The sequence below is a fragment of the Streptomyces pyxinae genome, from assembly GCF_024756275.1.
Classification (GTDB): domain Bacteria; phylum Actinomycetota; class Actinomycetes; order Streptomycetales; family Streptomycetaceae; genus Streptomyces; species Streptomyces pyxinae.
The window spans coordinates 66,209-80,484 of record NZ_JANUGQ010000007.1; the positions used below are offsets into that span (position 1 = coordinate 66,209).

At 72.8% G+C, this 14,276-nt stretch carries 13 protein-coding genes and 1 tRNA gene; 5 read left to right on the plus strand and 9 right to left on the minus strand.

Annotated features, from left to right (window positions below):
- Nucleotides 1-26: 26 nt before the first annotated feature.
- The 6 genes from NX801_RS10570 to NX801_RS10595 form a co-directional block, all read right to left on the minus strand.
- The gene (locus NX801_RS10570) at nt 27-776 is read right to left on the minus strand and encodes an ABC transporter permease (RefSeq protein WP_258787086.1); all 750 of its coding nucleotides are present in this window, start codon (nt 774-776) and stop codon (nt 27-29) included.
- Between the two features lie 54 nt (nt 777-830).
- Complete coding sequence (locus NX801_RS10575) at nt 831-1,805, minus strand: ABC transporter ATP-binding protein (RefSeq protein ID WP_258787088.1); 975 nt, start codon at nt 1,803-1,805, stop codon at nt 831-833.
- A 50-nt stretch (nt 1,806-1,855) separates the two neighbouring features.
- Nucleotides 1,856-2,386 carry a PadR family transcriptional regulator gene (locus NX801_RS10580; protein WP_258787090.1) on the minus strand — a complete coding sequence of 177 codons (531 nt, stop codon included), beginning with the start codon at nt 2,384-2,386 and terminating at the stop codon, nt 1,856-1,858.
- A gap of 144 nt (nt 2,387-2,530) precedes the next feature.
- The gene (locus NX801_RS10585; RefSeq protein ID WP_258787092.1) at nt 2,531-2,704 is read right to left on the minus strand and encodes a hypothetical protein; all 174 of its coding nucleotides are present in this window, start codon (nt 2,702-2,704) and stop codon (nt 2,531-2,533) included.
- Between the two features lie 776 nt (nt 2,705-3,480).
- Nucleotides 3,481-3,840 carry a hypothetical protein gene (locus NX801_RS10590; RefSeq protein ID WP_258787095.1) on the minus strand — a complete coding sequence of 120 codons (360 nt, stop codon included), beginning with the start codon at nt 3,838-3,840 and terminating at the stop codon, nt 3,481-3,483.
- A gap of 236 nt (nt 3,841-4,076) precedes the next feature.
- A tRNA-Leu gene (locus tag NX801_RS10595) sits at nt 4,077-4,164 on the minus strand.
- Nucleotides 4,165-4,327: 163 nt separating this feature from the next.
- Here NX801_RS10595 and NX801_RS10600 point away from each other — a divergent pair.
- The 3 genes from NX801_RS10600 to NX801_RS30745 all read left to right on the plus strand — a co-directional run bounded on the left by NX801_RS10600 (nt 4,328) and on the right by NX801_RS30745 (nt 7,263).
- On the plus strand, nt 4,328-5,653 hold the full coding sequence (locus tag NX801_RS10600; RefSeq protein WP_258787096.1) for a M20/M25/M40 family metallo-hydrolase: 1,326 nt from the start codon (nt 4,328-4,330) through the stop codon (nt 5,651-5,653).
- A 410-nt stretch (nt 5,654-6,063) separates the two neighbouring features.
- Nucleotides 6,064-6,297: a chaplin ChpH gene (chpH, locus tag NX801_RS10605; protein ID WP_258787097.1), complete on the plus strand. Its 234-nt coding sequence runs from the start codon at nt 6,064-6,066 to the stop codon at nt 6,295-6,297.
- Between the two features lie 141 nt (nt 6,298-6,438).
- Complete coding sequence (locus tag NX801_RS30745) at nt 6,439-7,263, plus strand: chaplin (RefSeq protein WP_309505816.1); 825 nt, start codon at nt 6,439-6,441, stop codon at nt 7,261-7,263.
- 530 nt (nt 7,264-7,793) lie between these two features.
- Here NX801_RS30745 and NX801_RS10620 read toward each other — a convergent pair.
- On the minus strand, nt 7,794-7,982 hold the full coding sequence (locus tag NX801_RS10620) for a DUF5703 family protein (RefSeq protein ID WP_258787098.1): 189 nt from the start codon (nt 7,980-7,982) through the stop codon (nt 7,794-7,796).
- 47 nt (nt 7,983-8,029) lie between these two features.
- Here NX801_RS10620 and NX801_RS10625 point away from each other — a divergent pair, with 47 nt between their 5' ends.
- The gene (locus NX801_RS10625; protein ID WP_258787099.1) at nt 8,030-8,869 is read left to right on the plus strand and encodes a hypothetical protein; all 840 of its coding nucleotides are present in this window, start codon (nt 8,030-8,032) and stop codon (nt 8,867-8,869) included.
- A 99-nt stretch (nt 8,870-8,968) separates the two neighbouring features.
- On the opposite strand, the gene NX801_RS10630 is transcribed toward NX801_RS10625, so the two are convergent.
- Both NX801_RS10630 and NX801_RS10635 read right to left on the minus strand, forming a co-directional pair.
- Entirely contained in the window at nt 8,969-11,389 is a 2,421-nt protein-coding gene (locus NX801_RS10630) for a helix-hairpin-helix domain-containing protein (RefSeq protein WP_258787100.1), read from the minus strand.
- Nucleotides 11,386-12,369: an aldo/keto reductase gene (locus NX801_RS10635; protein WP_258787101.1), complete on the minus strand. Its 984-nt coding sequence runs from the start codon at nt 12,367-12,369 to the stop codon at nt 11,386-11,388. Before NX801_RS10635 ends, NX801_RS10630 begins: the two co-directional genes overlap by 4 nt.
- 245 nt (nt 12,370-12,614) lie before the next feature.
- On the opposite strand from NX801_RS10635, the gene NX801_RS10640 reads away from it, so the two are divergent.
- Nucleotides 12,615-13,667 (plus strand): LLM class F420-dependent oxidoreductase, encoded by a 1,053-nt coding sequence (locus NX801_RS10640; protein ID WP_258787102.1) that lies wholly within the window; start codon nt 12,615-12,617, stop codon nt 13,665-13,667.
- Nucleotides 13,668-14,276: the final 609 nt, after the last annotated feature.

Here is a 14,276-nt window from a genome sequence, read left to right on the forward strand (position 1 = left end):
TTTCTGGTGAACTCGGCCGGCCGTCGCTAACCGGCGATCTTCCTCATGGAGCGGACCGACCAATTCAGTGTCAGGACGGCCAGTACCGCGATCAGCGCGAAGGCCACCGGAACGGAAGGGTCTGAGAAGTCCCCACTGAACAACGCGCGACCGGCCTGGACGGTGTAGTAGAGCGGATTGGCCTTCGCGACCACCTGCATCCAGTGCGGGGCGAGCGACATCGGGAGCAGGATTCCAGTCAGCAGGATCAGCGGAAGCGAGAAGAACTGGAGGATCTGCGACATGGAGGTCTCCTGGCGGACCGCAAGGGCGAGTCCGTACGAGACACCGGAGGCGAACACTCCGGTGACCGCCATGAGGAACAGCATGAGTGCCAGGCCGCCCGGGTCGGGACGCATCCCCATGGCCACCGCGACCAGCACCACCAAAAGTGCCTGGACGACCAGGATGACGACATCTCGGAGAACCCGGCCGAGCACGATGGCCGACCGGTTCGCCGCACTGGCCGCGAGCCGCTCCAGAACCCCCGAGCGGATCTCGGCGATCATCCCGAATCCCACGAAGAGGGACCCGAACAGGGCGACCATGACCATCACGCCGGGCGTGAACTGCAGGAGTGCGTGTGACGGGGAATCACCGACCGTGGTGTTGGCCAGCAGTGGCTCGAAGAGCAGCAGGTAGAGGACGGGCTGCAGGATGCCGAAGAGTGGCCACACCGGGTTGCGAGCCGACTTTCCCAGTTCATAGCCGAGGAACATCAGTGTGTGCTTTAACACGGTACTTCCTGACTGGAAGGCTGTGGTGGGAGTTCCGCGGGGTCGGCTGTATGGTCAGCCGGCGTCTCGAAGTGAGCGGCCTGTCTTGCGGAGGAAGACATCATCGAGGGTGGCCCGGTTCAGCGAGATCGCCCCGACGGCCACCTCGTGGTCGCCGAACGCTCGCAGCAGGAGCGGGAGGGCCCGCTCCCCGTCGTCGAGGTAGATCCGCAGCAGCGAACCGTCGATCCGCGTCTCGCGTACATACGGCAGCGTGGCGACGATCCTGCTGACCTTGTCGTCGGCGGTGAGCTCCTCCGTGAAGCCGAGGGTCACGACGTCGTCCGCCGTCGCGCGGGTCAACGCCGTGGGAGTGCCCTCGACGACGACCTCACCGTGATCGACGATCATGAGACGGTCGCACAGCGTCTCGGCTTCGTCGAGGTAGTGCGTGCTGAGCAACACGCTCGCGCCCGCGTCCCGGAGTGTCCGGATCTGGTCCCACAGGTTGGCCCTGTTCTGCGGGTCAAGTCCGGTGGTGGGCTCATCGAGGAAGACCAGGGAGGGTCGGTGGACCAGTCCGATCGCCAGAGCCACCCGTCGCTTCTGGCCGCCGGACAGAGTCCGCACCGGGCGGTCCGCCATCGCAGTCAGGTCGAACGCTTCCAGCATCTCCCCGGTGCGCGCCGCCGCTTCGGCCGTGGGCAGCCCGTTGAGCCGGGCCGCGAGCATGATGTTGGCCCTCGCCCCGTTGTTCTCGTCCACACCGCCCGCCTGGCTGACGTAGCCGATGTGCGGCCGAACCTTCTCAGGGGCCGAGAAAAGGTCCTGACCGGCGACCTTGCCGGAACCGCCATCGGGCCGCACCAGCGTGGCCAGCATGCGAATCGTCGTGGTCTTCCCGGCACCGTTCGGTCCGAGGACTCCGAAGATCTCACCCCGCGCGACTGTGATGTCGAGACCTTTCACGGCTTCGACCACCATCGGCGGCTGCTGTGGACGCGCCCGTGTGCGGAACGTCTTCCTCAGACCTTGCACCTCAACGATCAACGTCCTGTCCCTTCCTGCGTGAGGTCGGCCGAACGCGAGGGTGGCCCCGGCTAGGGAACCTCGCCCCGCTCCACTCGGCCCGCCACGTCTTCCAGCCACTCGAACTGCGCACGGAACTCGGCCGAGGTGAGGCGCAGTGCCTCGTCGACATGACGGGGCGCACCCTTCCGGTGATCGGTGGCCAGCGCCCGCTCAGCCATGGCGAAGCCCGCCTGCAGAATCTCCCGGCGTTCCCGGATCGCGGCCAGCAGCTCCGCCTTGGGAAGCTGGTCCATGAAGGTGATCGCGACCAGGAACGGATCCACGATCGGCATGATCTGCCGCCAGTAGCCGTCGAGTTGCCCCCGGAACTCGGCCTGCCCCTCGTCCGTGATCGCGTAGACGGTCTTGCCGCCCTTGCCGCCTTCCACTACCTCGACCAGTCCCTCCTGGGACAGCTTCGTCAGAGCGTGGTAAATCGAACCGAAGGCGACATTGGCCCAGTGCTCGACGCCCCAGAGCTGGAGCTTCTTGCGGACCTCATAGCCGTGGTGCGGCCCAGCGAGCAGTGCGCCGAGGATCAGCACTCTCGTCGATGACATGCTCCAATTTGTATACAAGTTTGAGTAGCGCCGTCAAGCGCGGGTGAAGGCGCGGAGCTCAACGTGGCCTTGAGGGGGGTCCGCCAGGCAGCACCGCAGTCATGGCCCGCGGGATCAATCGACAGCACGGGAAGCCATCGCGGTTCAAGCCTCCGGCGTGGATGAGTCGTCCGGGACCCAGCCTTCGACGTAGCCGGTCATCAGGGCGCCGAGTTCCCGCGGGAACAGGTCGGCGACGACGTCCGTGATGGGCCACCACCGCGCGGGAGGCGGGAAGACTTCCGCCCCCTCCGGGCGGGCCAGTTCGATGATGATCAACCTGTCGACACGCAGTGGCCACCACACCGACCGCCCGCCGGCGCTCCAGGAGGATCGTCCTGCTGTCGTGCACAGTCAAGACGATCAGCAGCGTGCGACGCATGTCCCGGACGGCCGGCCTCACGAGTGTCATCTCGGGTGTTCCCATCAGGTGGTGGGAAAAGACCCCTCCATCAGGGCGTTCCCGAACTGGATGCCGAGGTGGCCCAGGGCGGCTCCTCCGTCTCCAGTTCACTGAACCCCACGGCTGGTCGCTCCGAGCGGCACACGGACGTGGTGACGCTGGTGCGAAGCCGGGAATTCTCGGTACTGGACCAGGCGGCGCGAGCTTCCGTACCGGGACCGCCCCAGCCCGCGGGCGCCGCCGCGCTGGTGGCCTCTCCGCATCATCGAGGTCCTGATCGGGCTGCACCTGGAGCGCCTCCAAGTACGCGGCCGCCCGGGTTCGATCCAGTGCGACGCACGCTGGGCGAGCGGGAGGAGGCGAAGTCCGAGGAGCTGCGGCGGGCGGGGGTGCGAGGAGCGTCCGCCCGGACGATGCGGCGCAGGCGGCAGAGGTACGAGACAGACGGGCGGGGCGGACTGGCAGATGGTCGGGCGGGGCGTCGTGAGGAGTCCCTCGGGCACCATTCCACATGCGTCCTGACCTAGGGAAACGCCCGCCGAACGGCGGTATTTCGGCGGGCGCTTCCCCGGTTCTTTCCTGCTTTTCCTGCAGCTTCGGGGCACTGCTGGCCATGCGTTGGTCACGTGACCATCCCGCCTCGCCTGCCTGTTCAGGCTTTCTCGATTGCCTCGAAGATGTCGGCGTCGGTCTCCCGCTGCCAGGTCGGGAGATCGGGCCAGTCAGCGACGTAACCCGGCTTGGGGTCCTCGAAGTGCTTCAGCATCTGCGCCGTCCAGCACGTCGCCACGAACCGGCTCTTCTGCTCCCGGGACAGCCGCGACGTGTGCCCGTCGCTGACCTCGATGAACTGGCGCACCTGGTGGAAGACGGGCCCTGCGGCCTCGCGCTCCCGCTGCGGCATGTCCTCCCACGGGGTCACATAGCCCGGCTTGGGCTCACCCGGGAAGTGCTGTCGTACCCCGGAGGTCCACGCTTCCCTGAACAGTCGTGCACCATCGACCCGCGGCATGGCGCCCCCTCTCGTCATGACGTGCCCAGTGCGGCGATCTCCGCCCCGAGGTCCGCTACCCGCTGGTCTCGACGCAGGGGGCCGACCTGCCGCACAGGGCTTGGAGTCTACGGGCGACGTAACTGGAGGCCGGGGAGACCCCCGTTGTGGTCTCCGCCGACGTCCGGCATCACTCGCCGGGCGGTCACGCCACAGCCGGAGAAACAGAAAAACCCCAGATCAACTGGGGTCTCTGCTGGTGTCCGAGGGGGGACTTGAACCCCCACGCCCGATAAAGGGCACTAGCACCTCAAGCTAGCGCGTCTGCCATTCCGCCACCCGGACAAGGTGTCTGTCTCGCGGCCCGTGGCCGTTCCGACGTGGAAAACCATAGCAAACATTCGGAGGGCCCGATCACGCCCCCGTCCCGCCGGGGCGGCCTTGGGCGCCGGGGCGGGGGAGCGGGAGGATGGAGGGGACCACCAGCAGCGACGCGGGAGGAATCAGCGTGAGCGAGTCGAGCACGGGGCGGACCGTCACCGGTGAGGACGAGGTCGTCGACCTCTGCCGCGACCTGATCCGGATCGACACCAGCAATTACGGCGACCACTCCGGCCCGGGTGAGCGGGCGGCCGCCGAGTACGTCGCCGAGAAGCTCGCCGAGGTCGGCCTGGAGCCCCGGATCATCGAGTCCCACCGGGGCAGGGCCTCCACGGTGGCCCGGATCGCGGGCGAGGACCCGACCCGGCCGGCCCTTCTCATCCACGGGCACACCGATGTCGTCCCGGCCAACGCCGACGACTGGACGCACCACCCGTTCTCCGGCGAGATCGCGGACGGCTGCGTCTGGGGCCGGGGCGCCGTGGACATGAAGGACATGGACGCCATGACCCTGGCCGTCGTACGGGACCGGCTGCGCAGCGGTCGCCGGCCGCCGCGCGACATCGTCCTGGCCTTCCTGGCCGACGAGGAGGCCGGCGGCACCTTCGGCGCCCGGTACCTGGTCGACAAGCACCCGGACCTCTTCGAGGGGGTGACCGAGGCGATCGGCGAGGTCGGCGGCTTCTCCTTCACCGTCAACGAGAACCTCCGCCTGTACCTGGTCGAGACCGCGGAGAAGGGCATGCACTGGATGCGGCTGACGGTGGACGGCACCGCCGGGCACGGCTCCATGACCAACACCGACAACGCCATCACCGAGCTGTGCGAGGCGGTGGGGCGGCTCGGCCGGCACACCTGGCCGGTGCGGGTGACCAAGACCGTACGGTCCTTCCTGGACGAGCTCTCCGACGCGCTCGGCACCCCGCTGGACCCGGACGACATGGAGGCCACCCTCGCCAAGCTGGGCGGCATCGCCAAGATGATCGGCGCCACCCTGCGCAACTCCGCCGCCCCGACCATGCTCGGCGCCGGATACAAGGTGAACGTCATCCCCGGTCAGGCCACCGCCCATGTGGACGGGCGCTTCCTGCCCGGTTACGAGGACGAGTTCCTGGCCGACCTGGACCGGATCCTCGGCCCCCGGGTGCGGCGCGAGGACGTGCACGCCGACAAGGCCGTGGAGACCGGCTTCGACGGTGACCTGGTGGACGCCATGCAGTCGGCGCTGAAGGCGGAGGACCCGATCGCCCGGGCGGTGCCGTACATGCTCTCCGGCGGCACGGACGCCAAGTCCTTCGACGACCTCGGCATCCGCTGCTTCGGCTTCGCACCGCTCAAGCTGCCCCCGGAGCTGGACTTCGCCGGGATGTTCCACGGGGTGGACGAGCGGGTACCGGTGGACGGCCTGAAATTCGGTGTGCGGGTGCTGGACCGGTTCATCGACGCGAGCTGAAGCCGGGAAGCCGGGGCCCGGGTACGCCCCCGGCCGCACGGCGGACCGGGGCCAGGAGGAGCGGACAGGGAGACGAGGCCCGGTGGCGCGCGTTCCGTCGCGTGCTGCCGGGCCTTCGCCATGCCGCGCCCGCGGGCCGGCACGGCCCGACGCCGACCGACACCGCCCGACGCCGACCGACACCGCCCGACGCCGACCGACACCGCCCGACGCCGACCGGCACGGACCGGCATGGGCTGACGCGGGCCGACAGTCGGGCTGTCCGCTGAGCAGACCCTCCCACAATCGTTCGGATGTGCACGCATGACCGGTACGAGTGAACGCCGTCATCTCCCGTAGCCCGGTTACCTCCCTCTCGTTACAGGTGGTGCGGTCCGCGGCTGGGACCGCATTGCCTACGAGGAGGAATAATGATCAAGAAGGTTGTCGCCGCCGCGGCTGCCACCGGCGGTCTGGTGATCGCGGGCGCGGGCATGGCCGTCGCCGACTCGGGCGCTCAGGGTGCCGCCGTCGGTTCCCCGGGCGTCCTCTCCGGCAACGTCCTCCAGGTGCCCGTGCACGTGCCGATCAACATCTGCGGCAACACCGTGGACATCATCGGCCTGCTGAACCCGGCCTTCGGCAACACCTGCGTCAACGACTGACGTTGCGCCATGCCCCCATCGAGGGGCCTTGTAGCCGGCCGGCCCCGGAGCGCGAGCCACGCGCCCCGGGGCCGGCGGGCATGGGCCGCCGGGCGCGGTGCCCGGTGGTTATCGAGAAGCCTAGAAGGCAGGGAACCAGCTATGCGACAGGTCACGCGCAAGGGCCTGACCATCGTGGCGGCCGCGGGCGGCGTGCTCGCGCTCGGCGGCGGCATCGCGTCCGCCCACAACGGCGGCGCGGGCGCCTGGGGCGCCGCTTCGCACTCGCCCGGCGTCGCGTCCGGGAACACGGTCCAGGTGCCGGTCGACGTGCCGGTCAACGCGTGCGGCAACACCGTGAACGTGGTGGGCGCGCTCAACCCGTCGTTCGGGAACAAGTGCGTCAACAAGGGCAGTGGGGCCAAGGCGGAAGGCGCGACCAGCAATTCGCCGGGCGTCGCCTCCGGCAACAACGTCCAGGCCCCGGTCCATGTGCCGGTCAACGCGTGCGGCAACAGCGTCGACGTGGTGGGTGTGCTCAACCCCGCGTTCGGCAACGAGTGCGGCACCGGCCACAAGCCCGGCAAGCCCGAGCAGCCCGGCAAGCCGGAGAAGCCCGACAACCCCCACGAGCCGGACAACCCGGAGGAGCCGGAGGAGCCGAACCACCCCGGCCACCCGGAGGAGCCGGACAACCCGGACGAGCCGAACCACCCCAACGAGCCCCAGGAGCCGGGCGAGCCGGGCAACCCGCACGAGCCGAACCACCCCAACCGGCCGCACGAGCCCGGCAACCCCGGTGAACCCGGCTCGCCGGAGGGGCCGAACAACCCCGGTCCGCAGGGCGACACCCCGCACGGCCCCGGCGACCAGCTGGCGTCCACCGGTGCCGCCCCGCTGGAGATGCTGATCCCGGCGGGTGCCGGTCTGCTGCTCGGCGGCGCGGTCCTCTACCGCCGCTCCCGCCGCGCCGCGCGCTCGGTCTAGGGTCTTTCGTCTGGATCAGGCTGGATCAGTGAGCGGCGTCCGGTGCCCTGGGGCATCCCCAGGCCCTCGGGGCCGAGGGGAGGCATCGCGAGGCGGAGGATGGGGGCACCTCCCGGCCGAAGGCTGGGGGAGGGTCCCTGCGGAGCAGCGGCGACCGACGACAACTCCCCCGGACGAAGTCTGGGGGAGTGCGGTGCCCTGGGGGCACCTCCCGGCGAAGCTGGGGGAGCGGTGTGAGCCCGGCAAGATCCGAACGACAGGCCCTATGGCCCGGGGACGTACCGCCGCGCGTCCGTGACCGCCCGTGCGATACGGACGCGCGTCCGACGGAGCGGGACCCGCATGTCCGCGGGTCCCGCTCCGTCCGTCTGCCTGTCTCTGCCTGCCTGCCCCCCCGGCCGTCTGTCCGTCCGGCGGTCGGCCGTACGGTCACCGGCTGCCCACCGGGCGTCATCGCCGCACCGGCGCCCGGTGCCGGCCGCCGGCCGTGTCGCCCGTGGACCGGACCGTCACTCACGCGAGCGAGGACGTCACCAGGTGGCGCGCACCTGGCGGATGATGCGCCGGCGCAGCCGCACCCGGCGGCTCCCGTCCCGGAGCAGGCTCAGCCGGTCCAGTTCCCAGTGCCCGTACTCGGCGCGCTCGGTCAGCAGGCGGGTGGCCTCCTTGCGGGAGACACCGCGAGGTACATACACATCGACAAATTCGTATTCCGGCATCGCATCTATTGTGCGTGCACCGGCCCGGTACGGATAGCGTCTGCACTATGTCTGATGCTGCGCAGCCCACCGCTGCCGAGGTACGCGCCGCCGCCGAGGCGGTCAAAGCCGCACTCGACCGCCACCTGGAAGCGGTCGAGAACCGCACGGGCGATGACGACCCCGCCGTCTACGCCGCGTTCAACGACCTCGCCGCGGCGGCCGAGGCATACGACGAACGGCTCTACGACCGGTACGACGAGGTCACCCCCTTCGAGATCCCGGGAGTGGAGGACTCCCTGCCCCCGTACGAGGGGCCGGAGCAGCCCAGCGCGCTCAGTGTGCTGATCCGCCGCGACTACGCCGTCTCCGAGCCGCTGCGGCTGCTCGCACAGGCCCAGCGGATCGCGGACGCCGACCGGGACGAGGACGACCGCGCCGGGGCGAACGCGGTGGTGGGCACGAGTGTGCACGCCGCGCTCGGGGTGCTCTTCGGGGAGTTCGAACCGGACGAGATCGCCTCCCGCCACAAGGAGTTCGGCCTTGAGGAGGGCGACTCCACGCTCTGGGTCGCGGCCGCCGACGAGCTGCCCGAGCCGGGGGAGTGGCTCAGCACCCCGTTCGACCAGGCCGATCCCGGCCGGGTCGTCTGCCGCTTCGACGTCAGCTCGGTCTTCGACGAGGACGAGCTGTACGAGGGCGTGGACGACGAGCTGGACGACGAGGACGAGGGCGCCGAGGACGCCGAGGACGCCGAGGATCTCTACGAGGGAGAAGAGGAAGAAGCGGGAGAAGGGGAGGACGAGGGGGACGACGGAGACGAGGCGGACGAGAACGGCCCCGGCGCTCCGGACGCCGGTCAGGCGCCGGGAGCGGGTGGGGCGGGCGGCACCCGGCGCGGCCGCTGACCCCCTGGTGCCACGGCGGCGTGCCGCGCGGCTTCCGGTCTCCGGGGCCACGCGGCACGTCGCCGTCGGATCGCCCGGCCCGCCGGGCCGTTCGGGCCGTCACTCCGTCGCGGGCTCGGCCAGCAGGCCCTCCAGCAGGGGGCGCAGCCGGGTGGTCCGGGCCGGGGCGGGCACGTCCGCCACCGCGCGCGGCAGCGCCTGGTCCACGCCGTGCACCACCGAGAGGTGCCGCTCGCCCCGGCCGAACGCCGTGTAGACCCAGGCCCGGTCCAGCGCTCCGGCCGCGTCGCCCGGGAGCACCACCACCGCGGCCGCCCAGCGCATTCCGGCGGCCTGGTGCGCGGTCAGCGCCCAGCCGTGCCGCACCGCCGACTCCACCCGCTCCCTCGGTACGCGCACGGGCTCGCCCTCGCAGTCCAGCCGCAGGCCCTCCGCGTCGGCCCCGGCCACCGTCGCCTGGGCGGTCCGGCCCGGCGCGGGTGTGTAGGCCACCCGGTCGCCCGGGTCGAAGCCGCCGAACCGCCCGGGGCCCGGGTTGAGCCGCTCCTTGAGCGCCGCGTTGAGCGCCCGGGTGCCGGCCGGGCCGCCATGGCCGACCGTGATCACCTGGGTCCGCGCGGCGGGCACTCCGATGACGCGCGGTACCGAGTCCGCGACCAGCTGGACCGTCCGGTGCACCGCCTCGCCCGGCTCCCGCACCGGTACGATCACCACTTCCCGGCCCGGGGCCTCGACCTGGTTCAGCTCGCCGACCCCGATGCCCGACACCAGCTCCCCGACCGGCCCCGGGTCCGGCCGGCGGGAGGCGATCCGGGGACACACCCGGGCCGCGAGCACATCCGCGAAGACCTGGCCCGCGCCGGCCGAGCCCAGCACCGCCGGATCGCCGCTCAGCACCAGCCGGCAGCCGTCCGGCAGCGCCTCCACCAGCATCGCGGCCGTCTCGACGTCCAGCTGCGGGGCGTCCAGCACGACCAGCAGGTCGAGAGCGAGGGCGCCGTCCTCGTCCCGCCCGGGACCGGCCGCCCCCGAGAGCAGTCCGCCCACGGTCGCCGTCGCCACCTCCGCCCCGGCCAGCCGCCGGCGGCCGTTCTCGGCGTGCGTCAGCACCAGGGCCCGCAGCCCGAGCGCGCCGGCCGCCCCGGCCAGCTCCACCGGTTCCGCCCGGGCCGCCTCGCCACCCGTGTGCGCCACCAGTCCGTGGCCGGCGAGCGCCCGGGACAGCTCACCGGCCGGCTCGATCCGCTCCCAGCGGGGATCCGCCCCGGACCTGGCCAGCCGGGCCAGCCCGTCGGCCAGGCTCTCCTCCGCCAGGGCGTACCGGTCCAGCCCGAGCAGCACGGGCACCTCCCCGGCCGTCTCCGCCTCCGGCGGGCCCGCCGGGGCCGCGTCCGGCGCGCCGTCGGCGTCGTGGCCGGCCGCGGGCGTCTCCGGGGCCTCCGCCCCGGGCTCCCCCTCCGCCTCCGGCTGGAAGACCAGCACCGCACCCTCGGCGACGGCGGCCCGGACCGCCTCGTCCGGGTCCGGCACCCGCTGCCGGGCCAGCTCCGCGCGCACCGCGGCCAGCTCCAGCGCCGTGTGCCCCCGGCGGGCCGCCCGCTCCAGCAGCCAGCCGACCAGCGCGGCGGCCCGCCGGTCGTCGCCCGGGCCGGCCTCGGGCCCGAGCAGCGCCCGCGCGAAGCCGTCGGCCTGCTCCGGGCGCACCCCCGCCACCAGCAGCAGCCGCCACGGGTCCGCCCGCAGCAGCTCCGCCGCCGGGGCGCCGAGCGTCTCCAGCACCGGTCCCGCCAGCGCCTCCGGCGCACCGCCCCGCGCCAGCACCTCACCGACGGCCGCCCTCGCCTCCTCCGGCACCGGGGCGGGGCCGGGCGTCTCCGCCCGGTGCGGGGTCGCCACCGGACCGGGAGCCGGAACGGCGGCCCGCCGCGGAGCGGCTCCTTCCGGGCTCTCCGGGGCGGCCGGGGCCCTTTCGGCGGGCGCGAGGGCCGGGTAGAAGGCGGTGCCCGACGTGGTGCCGCTCTCCACCGCCCGTACGGCCGCCAGCAGGTCGGCCGCCTGCCCGCTCAGCTTGGTGCCGCTCTCCACCGGCGCGCTCCTGGCCGCCTTGCGCTCCTCGATCCGCGCCCGCAGCTCCTGCTGGGCGGCCAGCTCCGCCTGTGCCTCCGAGAGCCCGCCGCCCTCGGCGGGGCCGTCGCCGCGCTCCGTGGCGCCGTCGCCGCCCTCGGGGGAGCCGGGGCCGTCCTCCTCCGCGGTGGATCCCGCCGAGTCCGGCACGGAGGGATCAGAGAAATCCGAGGAATCGGATGAACCAGAGGGAGCGGAGGGAGCGGAGGTGTCGGAGTCGTCCGGTTCCGCCGCCGTGGCACCGTCTCCGCCGGCCGCGTCCGCGCCGGAGTCGTCTCCGCCGGAGCCGCCCGCCGGGCCGTCCGGGGCGGGTGAGTCCACCGGCTCCGGGGCGGCGGATACGGGGGCGTCGTCGGCCGGGGTGCCGGGGGTCTCCCCCCGGTGGGGCGCGGTCACAGCGTGCTCCAGTCCTGATCGGGATAGCGGTGCACGGGCGCCGACACATCGTCCAGCGCCTGGCAGATCTCGTCAGGAAGACTAAGGGTCTCCACTGACAGCGCCCCCGCCAGCTGCGCCGCGTCGCGCGCCCCCACGATCGGCGCCACCACACCCGGCCGGTCCCGCACCCAGGCCAGCGCCACCTGGAGCGGAGTGGCCGCCAGACCGTCCGCCGCCGTCATCACCGCGTCCACGATCCGGGTCGCCGCGTCGTCCAGATACGGTTCCACAAAGGCCGCCAGCTGCTCGGAGGCGCCCCGTGAGCCGGCCGGCGTGGCGCGCCGGTACTTGCCGGTCAGCACGCCCCGGCCGAGCGGCGAGGAGGGCAGCAGCCCCACCTCCAGATCCAGCGCGGCGGGCAGCACCTCCCGCTCCACGCCCCGCTGCAACAGCGAGTACTCCATCTGGGTGCTGGCGAGCCGGGACCGCACACCGGGCGCGGCCAGCTGCCAGGTGGCCGCCTTCGCCAGCTGCCAGCCGCAGAAGTTGGAGACGCCGACATACCGCGCCCGGCCGCTGCTCACCGCCAGGTCCAGCGCCTGGAGCGTCTCCTCCAGCGGGGTCCCCGGGTCGAAGGCGTGCACCTGCCACAGATCCACGTACTCCATGCCCAGCCGGTGCAGCGAGGCGTCGAGCGCGGCGAGCAGATGGCCGCGCGAGCCGTCGAACCGCCGGTCCGGGTCCGGCACGCTGCCCGCCTTGGTCGCGACCACCAGGTCCTCGCGCGGGATCAGCCGCTTCACCAGCTGGCCGAGCAGGTGCTCGGCCTCGCCGCCGCCGTACACATCGGCCGTGTCGACCAGCGTCCCGCCCGCCTCCCAGAACGTCCTCAACTGGTCGGCCGCGTCGTCCTCGTCGGTGTCCCGGCCCCAGGTGAGGGTGCCGAGCCCGATCCGGGACACGCGCAGGCCGGTGCGGCCGAGATGCCTCTGCTCCATGTGCGGGAGAGTACTGGCCCGGGGCCCGCCCGCAGCGGGGCTGTGGACAAGGGCCGGGGACGGCGGGGCGCCGGGCGCCGCCCCGCCGTCCGGCCGCCCGTCGGCCGGGGGCACGCGCTCCTGACGGACCACCCGGCCGCGCGCTACAGTCCGCCGAGTACGTTACTGGTCAGTACGCGAAGCGATGAGCACCAAGCGATGAGCACCAGTCGATGAGCACCAAGCGATGAGTAAGGGGACCGGCTATGCGGCTCGGCATCAACCTCGGCTACTGGGGCGCGGGCATGGACGGCGACAATCTGGCGGTGGCGCAGGAGGCGGACCGCCTCGGCTATGACGTGTGCTGGGCGGCCGAGGCGTACGGCTCCGACGCCCCGACCGTCCTGGCCTGGGTCGCCGCGCAGACCGAGAACATCGACATCGGCTCGGCGATCATGCAGATCCCGGCCCGCCAGCCGGCCATGACCGCCATGACCGCCGCCACCCTGGACTCGCTCTCCGGCGGCCGGTTCCGGCTCGGGCTCGGCGTCTCGGGGCCGCAGGTCTCCGAGGGCTGGTACGGCGTCACGTTCGACAAGCCGCTCTCCCGCACCCGGGAGTACGTGGAGATCGTCCGCAAGGCCATGTCCCGGGAGCGGCTTACCCACGAGGGACAGCACTGGACGCTGCCGCTGCCCGGCGGCCCCGGCAAGCCGATCAAGCTGACCGTCCACCCGGAGCGCCCGCACATCCCGCTCTACATCGCGGCCATCGGCCCCAAGAACCTGGAGCAGACCGGGGAGATCGCGGACGGCGCCCTGCTGATCTTCCCCTCCGCCGAGCACCTCGCCGAGACGGCGATCCGCCCGCTGCGCGCCGGGCGTGAGAAGGCGGGGCTCACCATGGACGGCTTCGACGTCTGTCCCACCCTGCCGCTCGCCACCGGCGACGACGTCCAGGGCCTCGCGGACATGTTCCGGCCCTACACCGCGCTCTATGTCGGCGGGATGGGCAGCCGCAAGCAGAACTTCTACAACCAGCTCGCCCAGCGGATGGGGTACGAGAAGGAGGCCGCCGAGATCCAGGAGAAGTACCTCTCCGGCAACAAGGCGGGCGCGGCCGCCGCCGTTCCGCACCGGCTGATCGACCAGACCACGCTGCTCGGCTCCGTGGAGCGGATCGCGGACCGGATGGTGGCGTACGCGGAGGCCGGGGTCACCACCCTCACCCTGGCCCCGGCGGGTTTCACCCTCGACGAGCGGGTGGCCGCCCTGCGCGCCGGAACCGCCGCCCTGGAGCGCGCGGGCCTGGTCGACTGAGACCGGCCGGACGCCGAGGGCCGGCCGACGGGGCCGCCGGTCGGCCGGGGGGCGACAGCCGGCCGGACGCCGAGCGCCCGCCGACGGGGCCGTGGATGGCCGAGGGGCCGGTCGGTGAGGGGTCACGGCGGCGGCTCGGTGTGGATCGGCGGCCGTGGTGGGGGCTCGGGGGCGCCCCGCCACGGCCGTCCCGCTGCACAACGCCCGAGCGCCCCTCCGGTTACGCGCCGCCCGGGCCGTACCACCGGTTACGCGGCACCTGGCCGTCTCTCCGGTTCACGCGGCGCCCGGCCCGCCGGCGCCGCTGCGCCCGGCCGTCCCTCGGGGCTGTGCGCCGCCCTGCCCCACCGCGCCGCCCCGCTGTTCCCCCGGCCGCGCACCACCTGGCCGACCCTCCGGCCGCGGAAGTCCGGCCGTCCCCCCGGGTTCACGCGGCGCCCGGCCCGCCGGCGGCGCGCCGCCCGGCCGTCCCTCGGGCTGTACGCCGCCCTGCCCCCCGGCGGCGCGCCAGCCGGCCGTCCCTCCGGTTCACGCGATGCCGGGCCGTCCCGGTTCACGCGGCGCCCGGCCGTTCCGCCGGCTGCGGAGCGCCCGGCCGTTGCCCCGGTT

What these genes read in the sequence shown, in the direction of transcription:
- NX801_RS30745 (WP_309505816.1), top strand. Translation starts at nt 6,439, where the DNA reads ATGCGACAGGTCACGCGCAAGGGCCTGACCATCGTGGCGGCCGCGGGC.
- NX801_RS10590 (WP_258787095.1), bottom strand. Translation starts at nt 3,840, where the DNA reads ATGCCGCGGGTCGATGGTGCACGACTGTTCAGGGAAGCGTGGACCTCC.
- NX801_RS10580 (WP_258787090.1), bottom strand. Translation starts at nt 2,386, where the DNA reads ATGTCATCGACGAGAGTGCTGATCCTCGGCGCACTGCTCGCTGGGCCG.
- chpH (WP_258787097.1), top strand. Translation starts at nt 6,064, where the DNA reads ATGATCAAGAAGGTTGTCGCCGCCGCGGCTGCCACCGGCGGTCTGGTG.
- NX801_RS10635 (WP_258787101.1), bottom strand. Translation starts at nt 12,369, where the DNA reads ATGGAGCAGAGGCATCTCGGCCGCACCGGCCTGCGCGTGTCCCGGATC.
- NX801_RS10625 (WP_258787099.1), top strand. Translation starts at nt 8,030, where the DNA reads ATGTCTGATGCTGCGCAGCCCACCGCTGCCGAGGTACGCGCCGCCGCC.
- NX801_RS10620 (WP_258787098.1), bottom strand. Translation starts at nt 7,982, where the DNA reads ATGCCGGAATACGAATTTGTCGATGTGTATGTACCTCGCGGTGTCTCC.
- NX801_RS10640 (WP_258787102.1), top strand. Translation starts at nt 12,615, where the DNA reads ATGCGGCTCGGCATCAACCTCGGCTACTGGGGCGCGGGCATGGACGGC.